We start from the raw sequence: 17,017 nt of genomic DNA on the forward strand, positions 1-17,017 counted from the left end.
TTCTTTATTATTTGCTATATTGGTTTTTATTGCTCGTCGCCCTTATCGGTCTTTATGGTTGGAAAACTATCCAAATAAGCCCTTACGAACTTTTTCTTGTTGTCCCAGAACATTATGAATATGCCGACTATCCATATCGCCGCAAAGCATATCGCACCGGTGTTTTCTTTCAATGCCACCAGCATAAGGGTCAAAAACAGCACAACGATCGTCCATATTATGCCGAAAACGTAAGCGTATAAAGGCTTTCTGAACTTTCCATATATCCTAGAGCCGCCCTCGATCTTTTCCACCTTGCCGTAAAATCCCGTTGAGCCGCCGTCACGCTTTTTCGCCATATGGTGAAATACTTGGAAGCTTTCAGCGTCGGTGCGGTGACCGTAAAAAATGGTCTCCTCACGGTGATTTTTCATAAACCTGCCCTGCGAAAGTATGTTTATCGTGGGGCGGTGCTCGATAAGATCGCCGTCAAGCTTTCGCATAACACGCTTTGGCGTCAAGGACGTCTCCACCTCATAGCTTATGGGTCTTATCATCAGCATTATTTATCGCCCTCGTCAGTTTTTTCAGCCTTTTCAGTTTTGCTTGGATAATCAGCAGGGTCAAAGACCTTGTCGTTTATCTTGATCTGTCCGCCCGTGTGGGTGTTGCAGAGCATTCCGTAAATAGTGCCGCACTTTGTACATCTGAACTGATGAAACAGCTTTTCGGAATACCACTTGTTGTCATCGTCCATTATCTTGTCAAGCGGGCAGGTCTGATATGTCATTTCCACCTCGCCTGCAAGAAGCATTCTCGCAAGTGAACCCACGCAAAGCATATATTCCTGCGGCGTGTGTATCTCGGTCAGCGGTATTTTTTCGCATTGTTCACATCTCATATTGCTTGTCCTTTCCAGCACCTTAAAAGGCGCTTGCGCAAATACTTTCGCTTGTGCTTTTTTTACTTCTTTTCCCCAAGAAGCTTTTCCATTTCGCTGTCGATATCCTTGAACATTTCGTCCATAAGAGCGTTTGAAAAGCTCTCTGAGACCGTTTTGTCAAGCTTTATGTCAGTCTGCTCGCCGCTTCTCATATTCTTGAGCTTTGCAACGCCGCTTTCGATCTCGTTGTCGCCAAGTACCATAACGAACTTTGCGTGGAGCTTGTCTGCATATTTCATCTGCGCTTTAAGTCCCCTGCCAACAAGGTCGTATTCAGCAAAGCAGCCGTCCGCTCTCAGAGCGCTTGCGATAGCCATAGCTTTTGCAACAGCCTTTTCGTCCATTGGCGCAATGTAAAGATCGCAGGTCTTTTGCTCCATAAAGTCGCAGCCTTGGCTCTCCATTGTGAGGATAAGTCGCTCAAGACCCATTCCAAAGCCGAGAGCAGGGGTTTTCGCTCCCCCAAGCTGGTCGATAAGGCCGTCGTAACGTCCGCCGCCGCAAACCGTTCCTTGTGCGCCGATATCAGTCGAAATGAACTCGAAAACTGTTCTTGTATAATAGTCAAGACCTCTTACGATCTTTGGATTTATGCTAAACTCAATGCCCATAACGGAAAGATATTCCTGCACCTTTTCAAAGTGCTCTTTGCAATCGTCGCAAAGATAATCGAGTATAACAGGTGCGTCTTTGCCGATATCCTGACATATCTCAGACTTGCAGTCGAGTATCCTCATAGGGTTCTTTTCAAGTCTTTCCTGACAAGTGCCGCAAAGCTCGTCCTTTCTTGCGGCGAAATATTCCTTCAATGCCTTGTGATATTCTGCTCGGCATTTTGGACAGCCGATAGAATTGATGTTGAGCTTTATTCCTTGAAGCCCAACTCTGTCAAGAATACTCTTCGCAAGGGAAATGACCTCAGCGTCAGCTCTTGGGCTTTCAGAACCCACCATTTCGCAGCCGAACTGGTGGAACTCTCTCAGTCTGCCCTTTTGCGGCTTCTCGTGTCTGAAACATGAAAGTATATAGTAAGCCTTCTGTGGGAAGCCTTCGTTCATAATGCCGTTTTCCAGCATTGCACGCATAGTGCCTGCCGTGCCCTCCGGACGGAGCGTGAACTTTGTGTCGCCTGCTGCGGTAACAGAGTACATTTCCTTCTGAACAACGTCCGTCGTCTCACCCACCGAGCGGACGAAAAGTCCTGTGTCCTCAAAAGTCGGTATGCGTATCTCCTTGAAACCGTAAAGTTCAGCGGCTTCTGATACGATCTTTTCAACTGTGTGCCATTTATAGACCTGTGAAGGTACAACGTCAGCCGTGCCCTTTGGTCTTTTTACTATCAATGCCATTAATTTTACATTCCTTTCTGTATTTTGTGTTATGACCATACAAGTTCAGCTGCAAACAGACATCGTGATAGCGGGCGACCAAAGGTCGCCCCTACATAATGCTGACACTTAGAATTGTATTCACAACATTTCAAATTTCAAAATCGTCAATAAGACCTTTTTTTATATAATAACCGAATTTAAGGCATTCGTCAAGTGCTGTCCTGCTGCCTTTTTCGGTCATAAACCAGTTATTTCGCTGAGTGCTGCCACGGCTTGCAGGACAGGGGATGATCTCAAGCTCCTGCCCGAATATCTTTTCCGCAAGCTTTTGCGCACGCCGCATATGATAAGCCGTCGTCACGATGATAACGCTTTTGCAGTCGGGATGTTCCCTTTCAAGTATCTCTCTCGCAAAAATAAGGTTCTCACAAGTCGTCTGCGACCTAGTCTCAGCGATGATATTTTCCCTCGGTATGCCAAGCCTTTCCGCCGCAATTAGCATAGACTTGTATTCAGCCATTTCTCCAAGGCTGGTGGCCTGCACCTTTCCGCCGCAGAACATAAGCCTTGCGCATTTGCCGCCGTGAAAAAGCTCCGCCGCCAAAGGCACACGATAATCGCAGGCCTTTCGGCTTCCAAGCACAATAACAATGTCAGCGCAGCGCCCGTCATATTCAAGCCCCTCAAACAGCAGCTTGTCAATGACCTCACGGGAGATATTAGTTTTTGCAAGTTTTGTAAGCTCGCTGGCTCTCATCATTATACCGCCTTTTTGTGTTTTTTGCTTCGCAAAAAAAATAAAGTCATCCCTAAAGAAGGGACGACTTTTACCGTGATACCACCCTAATTATCCGAAACACATTTTGCCGCTTCGGATCACTCAGTTTCCTTTAACGCAGAAATACGTCCGCCCTTAAACAAGCGGAAGCTCCAAGGCGTCCTTCTGCTCATTCCTACCGCAAGCCCTCTCACTATCGGCTCTCGCTGAAGCTCGGTATAAGCATACTCTCCTCTTCATCGCTTTCTATTATATAAATATGTGATATGTCGATATCGATCAATGCGCCTAGATTGCAGACGGATTGATAATGTCACGCCAGTCAAGATCGCCACGCTCAAGTGCGTGGATAAGCGCTTCCGCCGTTGCAATGTTCGTCGCAACCGGGATATTGTGTACGTCGCATAACCTAAGTAGGTTCATATCATTAGGCTCGTGCGGCTTTACGGAGATAGGATCTCTGAAAAACAGCAAAAGGTCGATCTCGTTGCAGGAAATTCTCGCAGCGATCTGCTGGTCGCCGCCCTGTGAGCCGCTGAGATAACGCTGTACGTTGAGCCCAGTTGCCTCAGCTACCATTTTGCCTGTTGTTCCTGTGGCACATAAATTGTGCTTGCTCAGCACGCCGCAGTATGCGATACAGAACTGTACCATAAGTTCCTTCTTTGTGTCGTGAGCGATAAGTGCAATGTTCAATGGAAACCCCCCGTTTTATGTGATGAATTTGTGATTTAAAAATACGTCCAGATGATCGGGTCTGCCTGAAAACTGCTCAGCTTATCAGACCTTGATTGAAAGGGGTATGTGCTCGCCCTTGATCCTTCTTGAGATAGCAGAGAATGCAAGGAAGCCCATTGAGCTGGACGAAAGCGGTGCGCCCTTACCTGTTGCAAGCGGGATAGCGCTGTCCTCAGGGATAACGCCGAGAAGCTGTACGCCGACTGTGTCGATGATAGCGTCAAGGTCGTCCATTTCGTCAAACTCGAATATTCTCTTGTTTGCCTTGTTGATAACAAGTCTCTGCTTCTGATTACCTCTCTTATAGAACTCGTCCGACATCATTCTTGCGTCTCTTACGCATACAGGGTCAGGAGTTGTTACGATAAGGATAAGATCAGAGTTCGTTACGATATCAAATACAGAACCGTTGATACCGGCAGATGTGTCGATGATGATGTATTCAAAATACTTTCTCATTTCCTGTGTGATCTTCTCAATGTCCTCAGCCTTGAGCTGTACGAACGGATCGGACGGTGCACAAAGCACGCTGAGATTTGAAGCAAGCTTTACAGTTGTAGTTGCCTTGTATACGTCGCAGGTGCCGTCAAGAACGTCGCCCAGGTCGTATGTAATATTACCCTGCATACCAAGCATAATATCCATACATCTCAGACCGAAGTCAAGCTCGATGATAAGAGTACGGTTGCCCTGTTTAGCAAGAGCGTAACCGAGACAGGCGCTGATAGAAGATTTACCTGTTCCGCCTTTACCCGAAGTAACTGCAATAATTTTTGACATAAAACTCATTGCTCCTTTCATATATGATTCCGCAGCCAAGCCGCAGAACTCGTTATCAATAAATAGATAAAAATAAAACAAAACACAAAACGTCAAGTCTTTGCACAAAGCCTTGCTGTGACGTTATAGCGTTACCTAATAATATTCTACCACATTTTTTGAAATTGTCAAAGAGAAATACATAAAAAAGTGCAAAATCGTTAATTCACATTAATTTTCATATAACGATTTAGCTATTTTGCACAACAATATACAAACTCTGCATAATTATACAAAGCCATATTCCAAAAGCGTGATGAAAAGCATTACATTTTTGATATCACCATACAGATATCCATATTGATGATATTTTATTATACATCGGAAATATTAAACCTATGAAAAAGAATTTTGAAATTTATTTAACAAGACTTTATATGTTTATACATATAGATATGCGCAAGTAATCATTTATGCGAAATTATGCGAAAATAGTGAGGCAAAAGCGAAATTTTCTGTACACCAATGGTCTTTGCGAAAACGTTTTAATTTTGCGGCCGAATATGCAAACGATCAACCAGTAATAAAACCGCAGGACAGACATATAAATGTACAAACCCTCAGACAAGGGATATCTTGAACATCACAACATAACACAGACCAACGAGAAAAGGGAGGAAAAGGAGAATGTTCATAAAAACCATAAAGCTCAAAAGACCGAAGGCAGGGGTCGTGGGGGCGATAGTGTGTGCAGTCGTGCTCATTGCGGTAGTGATCGTGACAGCGTGCAGGCTCACGGGCACGACGGTATATGAAATGAAAAGCGAAGCCCAGCGGCAGGCGTTTTTGAAAGAAATGGGCTGGGAGGTCTCAGAAGAGTACGACGAGTGCAAAGCTATCGAGATACCGAAAGAGTTCAACGACGTCTACACAAAGTACAACGATCTGCAAAAGCAGCAGGGCTTTGATCTTGCTAAATACAAAGGAGAGACCGCCGAGGTCTATACATACCGTATAAAAAACTACAAAGGCTATGAGAAAAAGGGCGAGATAAGGGCGAACCTTATCGTATGCAAAGGTCAGCTCATCGGCGGAGATGTTTGCTCTGCGGAGCTTGACGGCTTTATGCAGGGCTTGAAAAAGCTCTCCAAGTGAGGAGTGATGCTTGAAGTGAGGAGTTAGGAGTGAGGAGTGAGGAATGAAGGTATCGCCTTTGGCGATGATATTTTGTTTTTCGGGGCGACCAATGGTCGCCCTTTTTGTGCGCTGTTGTGCTGTTTGCAAATTTGCAAAAAAAATAACCGCTCTGCTAAAAAGCGGCGGCAAAAATAGTAAAAATACAAAATACGAAATAAATTGACAAATGTTCACTTTTGTGCTATATTATACACGGAGCATACCAGAACGGTAGGCGGTTGTCCTCTCGAAGAAACGATCGGAGTATCACCTAGGGTGAAATCGAGCGTGGAGTGAGGTTGATAGTATGGATATTGTTTACATATTACTGACTATTGCCTTGATATCAGTATCAACAGAGTTTATCAAAGCTCTCACCAAGCTGATTAAAAGGATAAAAAATAACCGCCCTAGCCTAAGAAACTCAGCGGTTATTAATCAATGATTCGAGGGCAACCGTCTATCGGTGTGCTCTTTTTCTGCCTTTATTATACACCAGCGCAGCTAATTTGTCAATAGCAAACGCCACGAAAACCATATTTTCGTTGACTTTTTGCCCTTTGATATGCTATAATCTTTAAATGAAGCTAAATAGGCATAATCATACGAAAACATTTAACTGCAAAGGACTTTTTATAAGACTATGAGACTTGATAAATTCATATCCTCACAGCGAAACGATATCTCACGGAGTATGGTAAAGGAGCTTTGCCGCAAGGGGCTTGTCTCCGTCAACGGCAAGACCGTTAAGACCGCCGACACAAAGGTCTCCGAGACCGATACCGTCACAGTCCGTGGCGAGGATATAAGCTATAAGAAATTTCTTTATATTATGATGAATAAGCCGCAGGGCGTGGTCTGCTCCACCCGTGACGGCGAATCAAAGACCGTGCTGGAGCTTGTGCCGCCCGAACTTTTCCGTGAGGGGCTTTTTCCCGCAGGCAGACTTGATAAGGATACAGAGGGTTTTGTGCTCCTCACCGACGACGGCGGACTTGCTCATAGAATGCTGTCGCCAAAGACACACGTTCCGAAAACATATTTCGTAAAGCTCCGTGACCCTTGGCAGGATAATTACGCCGAAGCTTTTGCGAAGGGTATGACCATCGATGGGGGAGAGAAATGTCTCCCAGCGGAATTTGCAGGGGCGGAAGGCTGTCCGAATGAATGTACAGTTGTGCTCCACGAGGGCAAGTATCATCAGGTCAAGAGAATGTTTGAAAAACTGGGGAATAAAGTTATTTATCTCAAGCGCACAAAGATCGGCGAGCTGGCTTTAAACCCCGATTTACCGCTGGGAAGCTGTTTGGAGATAATGCACAAAGATGTTGAAAGATTATTGACATCGAAATCGTTTTAATGTAAGTAATTACCTATTGTATGTGAATTTTCGTCAATATTCATAATGAGATATAATAAAGTTTAGTAAAAAAAACTCTTGCGGGTCTGTTAAAAATTTGTTATGATTATAGCATAGCTAATTAGGATAGTTAGTAAAATTCAAATAGGGAGGTCCTTTTTTAATGGCAAGTGTATCATTAAGGGAAATTTATAAGAAGTATGCAGGCGGCGTTATCGCTGTTTCAGACTTCAACATTGAGATCAAGGATAAGGAGTTTATCATTCTCGTAGGTCCTTCTGGATGCGGTAAGTCTACAACACTTAGAATGATCGCAGGTCTTGAAGAGATCAGCGAAGGCGAGCTTTACATCGGCGACAGACTTGTAAACGACATCGCTCCTAAGGACAGAGATATCGCAATGGTATTCCAGAACTACGCTCTGTATCCTCACATGACAGTATTTGAGAATATGGCATTCGGCCTCAAGCTCAGAAAGGTTCCAAAGGACGAGATCGCAAGAAAGGTTGAGGAAGCTGCAAGAATCCTTGACATCGCTCACCTTCTCGACAGAAAGCCAAAGGCTCTCTCCGGTGGACAGAGACAGCGTGTAGCCCTCGGTAGAGCTATCGTTCGTGAGCCACAGGTATTCCTTCTTGACGAGCCTCTTTCAAACCTCGACGCTAAGCTGAGAGCACAGATGAGAACTGAGATCTCCAAGCTCCATAAGAAGCTCGGTACAACATTCATCTACGTAACTCACGACCAGACAGAGGCTATGACAATGGGTGACCGTATCGTAGTTATGAAGGACGGTTATATCCAGCAGATCGATACGCCAACAAATCTTTACAATGATCCAGTAAACCAGTTCGTTGCAGGATTCATTGGTTCACCACAGATGAACTTCATCGACTCAAAGCTTCTCAAGGTAGACGGCAAGTATGTTGTTGAGTTCGGTTCTGAAGATACAAAGACAACAAGAGGCGTTAAGTATCAGGTAGCAGTTCCAGAGTCTAAGGTTGATCCTGAAGTTCTCGAGCCGCTGGTAGATCAGGAAGTTGTTCTCGGTGTTCGTCCGGAGTGTATCCACGACGAGCCTGCATTCCTCGCTCAGGCTACAACAGGTATCATCAATACAACTGTTGAAGTAACTGAAATGATGGGTGCTGAGACATATCTCTACCTCAACTGCGAGGGTATCCAGCTCACAGCTAGAGTTTCACCTCGTTCTGACGTTCGTCCACAGGATGAGCTCAAGGTAGCAATTGATCCTAACAGGATCCACATCTTTGATAAGGAGACTGAGAAGGCTGTTCTTAACTAATAGTAACTAATAGTAACAGAACGCTTTTAGGTCATAGTTTACTAAGATCGACAATATCACATTGATATAAGCAAAAAGTACGGCTTTGTCCGTACTTTTTGTGTTTTATCGGCTTTGAAACCGATTTCGTTTTGCAAATACACAATTTCTCGATCCATAAGAAAGGCTAAAAATAATGAGTACAACTACAAATGATCCAAACAAAAACAATACAAACAAAGCAAAAAGACTTCTCGCTCTGCTCACAAGCGCAATGCTCTGCACAGCTGCGCTTGCAGGCTGCGGCTCAAAATCAAATGATAATAGCTCCGAAAGCAAGGCGGAAGCTTCAAGCTCAGAAGTTGAGAAAATCCCCGAAACTGACGAGGAATGGAACCAAGCTATGCTCGATAAGGCAATGGTGTCATATGGCAATACCGCTATGATGCAGAACGTCATAAAGAAAGCACAGGCTGGCGATGACGTCACTATCGCATATCTTGGCGGCTCTATAACATACGGAATTTCCGCAGGCGAGGACGATTGCTATGCAAAGCTCACCTATAACTATTTCGCCGATAAGTTCGGCACAGGCGATAACGTAAAGTATGTGAACGCAGGAATAAGCGGCACGCCTTCAAAGCTTGGTATACTGCGACTTGACCGTGACGTGCTGGCATACGACCCCGATATCTGCTTTATCGAGTTCGCAGTCAATGACGGCACAGAGGCGGATTATCAGAACGCTTATGAGTCAATAGTCAGAACTCTTCTGCAAAAGAATATCACCCCTGTTTTGCTGTTTTCCGTTACTGAAGAAGATCATTCCGCACAGGATTATATGAAGCAGATAGGCGAGTTTTACGACCTGCCGATGATATCATATTGCGACGCTCTGAGATATCTCTTTGCCAACAATAGAATGACTTGGCAGGATTTCTCTGACGACCAGTCCCACCCGAATGTTGAGGGCCACAAGCTGGTGGCTTCAATGGTGGACTTTTATTTCGACAACGTTATGAACGTCGAGCCAAAGGGCGATTACGTTATGCCGACTGACACGGTTTTCAATCCAAGAGAAGTTGATGCCCATTTGTATGAGAACGACACCCTCACCCCGACAAGTATGGGAAGCTGGAAGGAAGGTTCTAATATCGACCGCTTTGAAAAAGGCTGGACTTATTTAAATTCAGGCGATAACAGCCCGATCGTGTTCGAGTTTAAGGACAAAAAGTTCCTTTATATGATCTATAAGGAAGTCAAAGCAGGCGATTTCGGCAAGCTCCACGTCAAGGTAACAGCCGACGGCGAGGTCTATGACGAAAATGATTATACCACTATCAGCCCTAACGGATGGGGCAATGCTCAGGTCATAAATATCGCAATGATGCCCGAAGCCACCGATTACAAGGTTGAAATTTCAATGGCAGAGGGCGATGAGGACAAGTACGGCTCTATCCTCGGATTTGGTTATACCGAATAATTATATAAGCTTATAAGGGTTAAAATATTTATATTTTGATCTGTCGAAATTTGTTTAATATATTTATATAAAATCACATCACCGCCGCAGAGCATAAAAGCTTTGCGGCGGCTTTTTTGCGTTCGTGTTAATACACAAAGAAAGAGTGATAAAATAGTGCAGATATACAAATATGAGCCTTTAACAACGCCGTTATAATATATATCACAAACATTCTTTATTTGTTTATAATTGCGTGCTATAATCTTGCTATAAAATAAAGACGCACTATATATTGTGATAATAAATTTATAGTCAAAGCTATGATAATATTGCGAAACATAAAAATCTGAACATCATAGATCTGCATATAAAGAAAGGTGGAAATATAGAAAATGAGAAAAATCAGAAAAATAAATTTAAATAAGACCTTCGCCGCAGCAATGGCGGCAGTCCTCAGCGCTGTAGTTTTCACAGCCTGCGGAAATTCTGATAACTCAAGCAGTTCAAAATCTGACGGCAGTTCGAGCCACGTCACCGAAAAGGCTGAAATGCGTGATATCACTTCAATGGATCTTGTGAAAGAAATGAAGCTGGGTTGGAATTTGGGCAATTCCCTTGACGTCTGCAACGCTGATCGTGACGGCGACGGACAGGTGGACGAAAATTCCGCCGAGGTGGACGAGACCCTTTGGGGCAATGTAAAGACTACCCCCGAAATGTTCGACCAGCTGAAAAAAGACGGCTTCAACGCCGTTCGTATTCCCGTGACCTGGCGTGACCACCTCTCAGATGATTACACTATCGACGAGGACTGGCTCAACAGAGTTGAAGAAGTGGTGGATTACGCCTATGACAGAGATTTTTATGTTATCATAAACGTACATCACGACGGCGGTGGAGACCCCGATTTCGGCGCTTGGATAAGGACGGAAGCTGTCGAAGATTACGACAAGTTCATCGAAAAGTATAACAAGATTTGGACGCAGATAGCAAAGCGCTTTGAAAATTATTCCGACAAGCTCATATTCGAGTCGATGAACGAAGTCGGCTTTGACGACCTCGGCACAAATCAGGCTTATGAGCTTCTCAACAAGATAAATCAAGACTTTGTCGATCTTATCAGAAAGCAGGGCGGAAATAACCCTGAGCGTCATCTTTTGATCGCAGGCTATTGGACTGATATCGACAAGACCTGTTCAAAGCTTTTCAAAATGCCCGACGACCCCGAAAATAGGTGCATAGTTTCTGTGCATTATTACACCCCTTGGGAGTTCTGCGTTTGCACAAATCAGCACAATTGGGGCAGCGATGATGAAGTCAAAACAATGGAAAACAACGTAAACAAGCTAAAAACCAACTTCATCGACAACAATATCCCTGTTATCGTGGGCGAATACGGAAACTGCAAGGGCAACGACGAAACGGACAGAGTTCGCTTTGACGAGCTGTTCACAAAGCTCACCTACGAGATAGGCGTGGCGGCGTTCCTTTGGGACGACGGCGGAGTATTTGACCGCACAAATCTGACTTGGCAGTCTGAGGGGCTTGTTGAGGCACTTAATGGCGCTATCGGAAAATGATTGTAAATAAAAGCATTTATGGGAGCATAGCAGTCGCTGTGCTCCTTTTTTATCGCCTGTGTAAAAAATGTTCCACGTGGAACATTAGTTCTTGAGATGTAGAACAAAAAATCCTCTTTTTCGCTATTGCATTAAGTAAAATTTAATGGTATAATAAATTATGTATAGGCTAAAGATACGAATTTGTGCAGGATAGGAGGCGGAAAAGTTGGAACGATCGGACAAGCTCGAAAAAGAAAATAAAGAGAGCAAAGAAAATAAAGAAAAGATAAGTGAAAAGATCAAAAAGAAAAAGCCGAAAAAGCTTATCAATTTGATATTCTCGCAGAAAACCACTATCATATTGCTGCTGGCGCTCCAGCTTGTGTTCATTTTCGTCATCTTCCAAAGCTTTGCGGTGCATTATGCCTACCTGCACGTTGTTTTCTCAACAGTCGCAATAATATTGGCTATATATATACTTAATTCCAGCGAAAACCCTGCCTATAAGCTGGCTTGGATAGTGCCGCTCATAATAGTGCCGCTTTTCACGGTGGTGCTTTATTTCATACTGAAAAATCAGTTCTCCACCCGAAAGGTGCGCAATCAGTATGCGAAAAAGTGCGCAAACACAAAGCCTTATCTAAAGCCCGACCCTAAGATAATGGAATATCTCAAAGAGCACGACAGGGAATTTTATAAGCTTGCAAATTACGTTGACAAGGCCGGCGGATATCCTGCCTGCGCAAACACCGAGGTCAAATATTTTCCGCTGGGCGAGGACAAATACGCCGCTATGCTTGAAGAGCTCCACAAGGCGAAAGAATTTATCTTTATGGAGTATTTCATCATCGATGACGGCGATATGTGGAAAGAGATAGTCAAGATACTGCTCGAAAAAGCAAAGCAGGGCGTTGAAGTTCGTTTGCTTTATGACGGAATGGGTTCGCAGTTCACATTGCCTTTCAGATATAAGAAAAAGCTCACCGAACAGGGCGTAAAATGCCTTGTTTTCAACCCGTTCCGACCAATGCTTTCGTCTATCCAAAACAACAGAGATCACAGAAAAATTCTCGTTATCGACGGCAATGTTGCATTCAATGGCGGCGTCAATATCGCCGACGAGTATATAAACCAAAAAGAGCGTTTCGGCCATTGGAAGGACACAGCCGTTATGCTCAAAGGCGACGGCGTGTGGAATTTCACTATGATGTTCTTGCAGATGTGGGAAGTTGTTTCGGGGGAAAAGACCGAGTACAATATGTACAGACCCACTATCAAAAACGTGGTGGATAACGGCTATGTTATCCCATATGGCGACTCCCCTCTCGATGATGAAAACGTGGGCGAGCTTGTTTATATGGATATGATAAACAACGCAAAGGACTATGTTTATATCTCAACGCCATATCTTGTGCCCGATAATGAAATGGTGACGGCGCTGGGCTATGCGGCGAAAAGCGGCGTTGACGTTAGGATAATCACCCCCGAGATACCCGACAAATGGTACGTCAGCAGTATTACAAAGTCATTTTACAGCGATTTTGAAAAGCTCGGCGTGAAAATATACGAATACAAAGGCGGCTTCAACCACGCAAAAATGTTCATCTCCGATGATAAATCTGCGGTGGTGGGCACCATAAATCTCGATTACAGAAGCCTTTATCTGCACTTTGAGTGTGCAACTTATATGTACAAGACAAGCTGCATAAAGGACATAAAAGCTGACTTTGAGGATATGTTCGCAAACCGCTGCCACAGGATAACTCACGACGATATAAACAACCGCAGCTTTTGGTCAAGGTTTATGTCGGTAATTCTGAGGACATTTGCTCCGCTGCTGTAATTTCACAACGAAATGGATTTATTGACTGTCGAAAAACGCCCAAATAACGGGCGAACGCTGTTCGCCCCTACATATTTTGATAGACCCAAGCAGACGATACCGAAAGGACAACATATGACAAATATAAACACAAATATAAAAGTAACAGACTTCAAAGGCCACATTTTCGACCTTGACGGCACTCTGACGAAATCGAACCACGTTTGGTCAAAGATAGACGAGGATTTTCTCGGCAAGCGTGGGATAAAAGTTCCCGACGACTATTTCAAAATGGTGTCGGCAATGAACTTTGAGCAGGCGGCCGTTTATACAAACGACAGATTTTCCCTCGGCGAGGACATAAAGGACATTATGCAGGAATGGTTCGATATGGCGGTGTACGAATACACAAACGTTATCGGGCTTTGCGGCAATGCAGGGGAATACGTCCGCAGCCTTAAAGAGCAGGGCAAAAAGATCGCCCTTGCGACAGCCTCCACGGCGGAGCTTTACCAGCCTGTTTTGAAGCGCAACGGAATTTTCGATTGTTTCGACTGCTTTGTTTCCACAGAAGAGGTCGCTCGAGGAAAAGGCTTCCCCGACGTTTACGAACTTGCGGCGCAAAAGCTAGGTCTTGAAGCCCGTGAATGCGCAGTTTACGAGGATATCCTAGAGGGCGTGAAGGGAGCGAAGGCAGGAAACTTTTTCGCAGTTGCCTGTCTGAACGATCATTACAGCCACGACTGGGAGGAAATGAAGTCCGTTGCGGACGCCGTTGTGGAAAACGGAAGTTTTCCACTTTAGTGAGGAATGAGAAGTGAAGGATCGCCTAGCGGCGATGATCTTTTTTCTCGGGCGAATAGTATTCGCCTTTTTTTATCACATTGTATAATGTCAAATTGTAGGGGCGAACAGCGTTCGCCCGTTGATTTGCAGTTTTTGTGACAGCTTGCGGCGACCGCAGGTCGCAACAAAATAAATCCATCGCTGCTAGGCGATACCGACATTCCTCACTCCTCACTCCAAATTCACGCAGTTCATAAAAATTTTGCAGAAAATTAACAACGGATGCGGTCAAATGATTGACAAACGAAAATTAAGATGTTATAATTGTAGTACCTCTTTATGAGGTCTATTTTTTTGCGCTCTTTTTTGGGGCGTGGGAAAGCATAAGTTACCTCAGGGTCGCATAAAGCGGCTTGCGTGAAAACGTATGAGGGAGGCAGACGTACCCTGAATGTTCTTGCGGGGTATAAATTTCGTCAGGAGGTGCCGAAATGAGAGTAAAAATTACACTTGCTTGTACAGAGTGTAAGCAGAGAAACTACAACACTAAGAAGAACAAGAAGAATGACCCTGACAGACTTGAAATGAACAAGTACTGCAAGTTCTGTAAGAAGCACACTCTTCACAAAGAGACTAAGTAATTTTTGAAAGGAGCTATTTTAATGGCTAAAAAAACAGATGTTACTAAGTCTTCAAAGAAGGAAGCCGGCAAGGAGAAGAAAAAAGGCGGTATCAGAAAGTATTTCAGAGAACTTAAAGCTGAAATAAAGAAAGTGGTATGGCCAACTAGACAGCAGGTAACTAAGAATACCGGAGTTGTTCTCACGGTAATGGTGGTTATGGCGCTGTTCCTTTTCGGTGTGGATTCGGGTCTCGGCGCAGCTATCAAGGCTATCCTTAAGATAGGTGCTTAATAGCAAAGGCGCTGCGGTTTTGACAACATCAATCAATATGGAGGTCAGAGAAACGTGTCAGAAGAAGCAAAGTGGTATGTTGTTCATACTTATTCCGGTTACGAGAATAAGGTAAAAGGCAATATTGAAAAGGTTGTTGAAAACCGAAATCTTCAGGAGCTTATCCCAGAGGTGCGTATCCCTATGGAGACAGTTACCGAAATGAAGGATAACAAGCCTTCTGAAGTTGAGAAAAAGCTGTTCCCAAGCTATGTTCTCGTTAAGATGGTTCTTACGGACGAATCTTGGTATATCGTAAGAAATACCAGAGGTGTTACAGGCTTCGTTGGCCCTGCTTCAAAACCTGTTCCGCTTTCCGACAAAGAAGTTGCGGCGCTGGGCGTTGAAACGAGCAGAAGCGCAGGTATCGAGGTCAGCTTCAAGGAAGGTGACAGCGTTATGGTCACATCAGGTTCATTCGAGGGCTTCACGGGTACTGTTGAGAAATTTGATATGGAGGCTCAGACAGCTGATGTCAAGGTATCAATGTTCGGCAGAGAAACAACTGTTACGCTGCCGCTCACACAGATCAAGGCCGAGGACTAAAAATGGGAAATGCAAGGCATTTGGCTTTGCGATATCATTCGTTTGAAATGGAAGCATAACCGCTTTTGGCGGTTCGGATATACGGCTTCCGGAAACGTGGGAGAGCGTTATGCGCTCGCCTTACCACTTAATTATGGAGGTGCGAACAAATGGCACAGAAGGTAGTAGGCTACATTAAGCTTCAGATTCCAGCAGGAAAGGCAACTCCTGCACCACCGGTTGGTCCAGCACTTGGTCAGCACGGTGTAAACATTATGGCGTTCACAAAGGATTTCAATGAGAGAACTAAGAACGATATCGGTCTTATCATCCCAGTTGTTATCACAGTTTACGCAGACAGATCATTTACGTTCATCACAAAGACTCCACCAGCAGCAGTTCTTATCAAGAAGGCTTGCAAGATCGAGTCAGGTTCAGGCGTTCCTAACAAGACTAAGGTCGCAACTATCACTAAGGAGCAGGTTCAGAAGATCGCTGAGCAGAAAATGCCAGACCTGAACGCAGCAAACCTCGAGAGTGCTATGAGTATGATCGCAGGTACCTGCCGTTCAATGGGCGTTGTAGTTGAGGATTAATTAATTCGGACTGTGCTTAGGCGCAGGCAATGGTGGGAGGAATTTTCCGCTAACCGACACGATTTCACCGTCGGTATTACCACTTAATGAGGAGGAAATATTAATGAAACACGGCAAGAAGTATGTTGACAGCTTCAAGGCTATCGACAAGACTAAGCAATATGACGCTCCTGAGGCTCTTGAACTTGCAGCTAAGGGTGCAAAGGCGAAGTTTGATGAAACTATCGAGCTTCACATTCGTCTGGGCGTTGACTCAAGACACGCTGACCAGCAGGTAAGAGGCGCAGTTGTTCTTCCAAACGGTACAGGTAAGTCTGTAAAGGTTTGCGTATTCTGTAAGGAAGACAAGTACGAGGCTGCTAAGGCAGCAGGCGCTGACTACGTTGGCGGTATGGATCTCGTTGAGAAGATCACAAAGGAAAACTGGATGGACTTCGACGTAGTTGTTGCTTCACCAGATATGATGGGCGTTGTAGGACGTCTTGGTAAGATCCTCGGACCTAGAGGACTTATGCCAAACCCAAAGGCAGGTACTGTTACTCCTGACGTAGCTAAGGCTGTTACAGAGGCTAAGGCTGGTAAGATCGAGTATCGTCTCGACAAGACTAACATTATCCATTGCCCAATTGGTAAGGCTTCATTCGGTGTTGAGAAGCTCGAGCAGAACTTCAACACACTTATCGACGCTGTTGTAAAGGCTAAGCCGGCCGCTGCTAAGGGTCAGTACCTTAAGAGCGTTGTTGTAGCTTCAACAATGGGTCCTGGAATCAAGATCAGCACAGCTAAGTACGGCAACTAATCTGATTCCCGAATTTAAAATATTGCTATCAAAGGAACTTGCGCTTCGGCGTGGGTTCCTTTTTTTGTTGGCGGATAGAGTACGGGTCACGCAGGATAGTCGAGACACCAACAGCGGGACGTAGAGGACGCCGTCCAAGGGGACGTCGAGGACGCCGTCC

The 17,017-nt window shown here is 44.6% G+C and carries 18 protein-coding genes and 1 other annotated feature; of the genes, 12 read left to right on the forward strand and 6 right to left on the reverse strand.

All coding sequences use genetic code 11. The features are described from left to right. Positions 1 to 26: 26 nt before the first annotated feature. From QZ371_RS01245 to QZ371_RS01270, 6 genes are all read right to left on the reverse strand, one after another. The gene (locus QZ371_RS01245) at positions 27 to 542 is read right to left on the reverse strand and encodes a hypothetical protein (RefSeq protein ID WP_295207906.1); all 516 of its coding nucleotides are present in this window, start codon (positions 540 to 542) and stop codon (positions 27 to 29) included. Next, positions 542 to 880 (reverse strand): hypothetical protein, encoded by a 339-nt coding sequence (locus tag QZ371_RS01250; protein WP_295207909.1) that lies wholly within the window; start codon positions 878 to 880, stop codon positions 542 to 544. Before QZ371_RS01250 ends, QZ371_RS01245 begins: the two co-directional genes overlap by 1 nt. A gap of 62 nt (positions 881 to 942) precedes the next feature. Next, on the reverse strand, positions 943 to 2,271 hold the full coding sequence (gene hisS, locus QZ371_RS01255; protein ID WP_295207912.1) for a histidine--tRNA ligase: 1,329 nt from the start codon (positions 2,269 to 2,271) through the stop codon (positions 943 to 945). 130 nt (positions 2,272 to 2,401) lie between these two features. Further along, complete coding sequence (locus QZ371_RS01260; protein WP_295207915.1) at positions 2,402 to 3,013, reverse strand: YdcF family protein; 612 nt, start codon at positions 3,011 to 3,013, stop codon at positions 2,402 to 2,404. 53 nt (positions 3,014 to 3,066) lie between these two features. Then, positions 3,067 to 3,280: a binding site (T-box leader), on the reverse strand. 39 nt (positions 3,281 to 3,319) lie between these two features. After that, the gene (gene mgsA, locus QZ371_RS01265) at positions 3,320 to 3,727 is read right to left on the reverse strand and encodes a methylglyoxal synthase (protein WP_295207918.1); all 408 of its coding nucleotides are present in this window, start codon (positions 3,725 to 3,727) and stop codon (positions 3,320 to 3,322) included. Between the two features lie 84 nt (positions 3,728 to 3,811). Then, positions 3,812 to 4,549, reverse strand: coding sequence for a P-loop NTPase (locus QZ371_RS01270; RefSeq protein WP_295207920.1), 738 nt, complete (start codon positions 4,547 to 4,549; stop codon positions 3,812 to 3,814). A gap of 666 nt (positions 4,550 to 5,215) precedes the next feature. Here QZ371_RS01270 and QZ371_RS01275 point away from each other — a divergent pair. The 12 genes from QZ371_RS01275 (at position 5,216) to rplA (ending at position 16,857) form a co-directional block, all read left to right on the forward strand. Beyond that, positions 5,216 to 5,683 carry a DUF4830 domain-containing protein gene (locus QZ371_RS01275; RefSeq protein ID WP_295207923.1) on the forward strand — a complete coding sequence of 156 codons (468 nt, stop codon included), beginning with the start codon at positions 5,216 to 5,218 and terminating at the stop codon, positions 5,681 to 5,683. A gap of 664 nt (positions 5,684 to 6,347) precedes the next feature. After that, a complete protein-coding gene (locus QZ371_RS01280; RefSeq protein WP_295207926.1) occupies positions 6,348 to 7,064 on the forward strand; it encodes a pseudouridine synthase in 717 nt (238 codons plus the stop codon). Positions 7,065 to 7,227: 163 nt separating this feature from the next. Beyond that, positions 7,228 to 8,370 carry a sn-glycerol-3-phosphate ABC transporter ATP-binding protein UgpC gene (gene ugpC / locus QZ371_RS01285; RefSeq protein WP_295207929.1) on the forward strand — a complete coding sequence of 381 codons (1,143 nt, stop codon included), beginning with the start codon at positions 7,228 to 7,230 and terminating at the stop codon, positions 8,368 to 8,370. A gap of 175 nt (positions 8,371 to 8,545) precedes the next feature. Next, complete coding sequence (locus tag QZ371_RS01290; protein ID WP_295207932.1) at positions 8,546 to 9,832, forward strand: SGNH/GDSL hydrolase family protein; 1,287 nt, start codon at positions 8,546 to 8,548, stop codon at positions 9,830 to 9,832. 374 nt (positions 9,833 to 10,206) lie between these two features. Continuing rightward, complete coding sequence (locus tag QZ371_RS01295) at positions 10,207 to 11,394, forward strand: glycoside hydrolase family 5 protein (protein ID WP_295207935.1); 1,188 nt, start codon at positions 10,207 to 10,209, stop codon at positions 11,392 to 11,394. A 208-nt stretch (positions 11,395 to 11,602) separates the two neighbouring features. Continuing rightward, entirely contained in the window at positions 11,603 to 13,219 is a 1,617-nt protein-coding gene (gene cls / locus QZ371_RS01300; protein ID WP_295207937.1) for a cardiolipin synthase, read from the forward strand. Positions 13,220 to 13,333: 114 nt separating this feature from the next. Beyond that, the gene (locus QZ371_RS01305; protein ID WP_295207938.1) at positions 13,334 to 14,002 is read left to right on the forward strand and encodes an HAD family phosphatase; all 669 of its coding nucleotides are present in this window, start codon (positions 13,334 to 13,336) and stop codon (positions 14,000 to 14,002) included. A gap of 473 nt (positions 14,003 to 14,475) precedes the next feature. Continuing rightward, the gene (gene rpmG / locus QZ371_RS01310) at positions 14,476 to 14,625 is read left to right on the forward strand and encodes a 50S ribosomal protein L33 (protein ID WP_002848320.1); all 150 of its coding nucleotides are present in this window, start codon (positions 14,476 to 14,478) and stop codon (positions 14,623 to 14,625) included. A gap of 21 nt (positions 14,626 to 14,646) precedes the next feature. Continuing rightward, positions 14,647 to 14,898: a preprotein translocase subunit SecE gene (gene secE, locus QZ371_RS01315; protein ID WP_295207941.1), complete on the forward strand. Its 252-nt coding sequence runs from the start codon at positions 14,647 to 14,649 to the stop codon at positions 14,896 to 14,898. A gap of 54 nt (positions 14,899 to 14,952) precedes the next feature. Continuing rightward, positions 14,953 to 15,483, forward strand: coding sequence for a transcription termination/antitermination protein NusG (gene nusG, locus QZ371_RS01320; RefSeq protein WP_295207943.1), 531 nt, complete (start codon positions 14,953 to 14,955; stop codon positions 15,481 to 15,483). A gap of 149 nt (positions 15,484 to 15,632) precedes the next feature. Continuing rightward, positions 15,633 to 16,058 (forward strand): 50S ribosomal protein L11, encoded by a 426-nt coding sequence (gene rplK / locus QZ371_RS01325; RefSeq protein WP_295207946.1) that lies wholly within the window; start codon positions 15,633 to 15,635, stop codon positions 16,056 to 16,058. A 103-nt stretch (positions 16,059 to 16,161) separates the two neighbouring features. Next, a complete protein-coding gene (gene rplA / locus QZ371_RS01330; protein ID WP_295207949.1) occupies positions 16,162 to 16,857 on the forward strand; it encodes a 50S ribosomal protein L1 in 696 nt (231 codons plus the stop codon). Positions 16,858 to 17,017: the final 160 nt, after the last annotated feature.

Origin of the sequence: Ruminococcus sp. (assembly GCF_019423705.1) — a bacterium.
Lineage (GTDB): Bacteria > Bacillota > Clostridia > Oscillospirales > Ruminococcaceae > Hominimerdicola.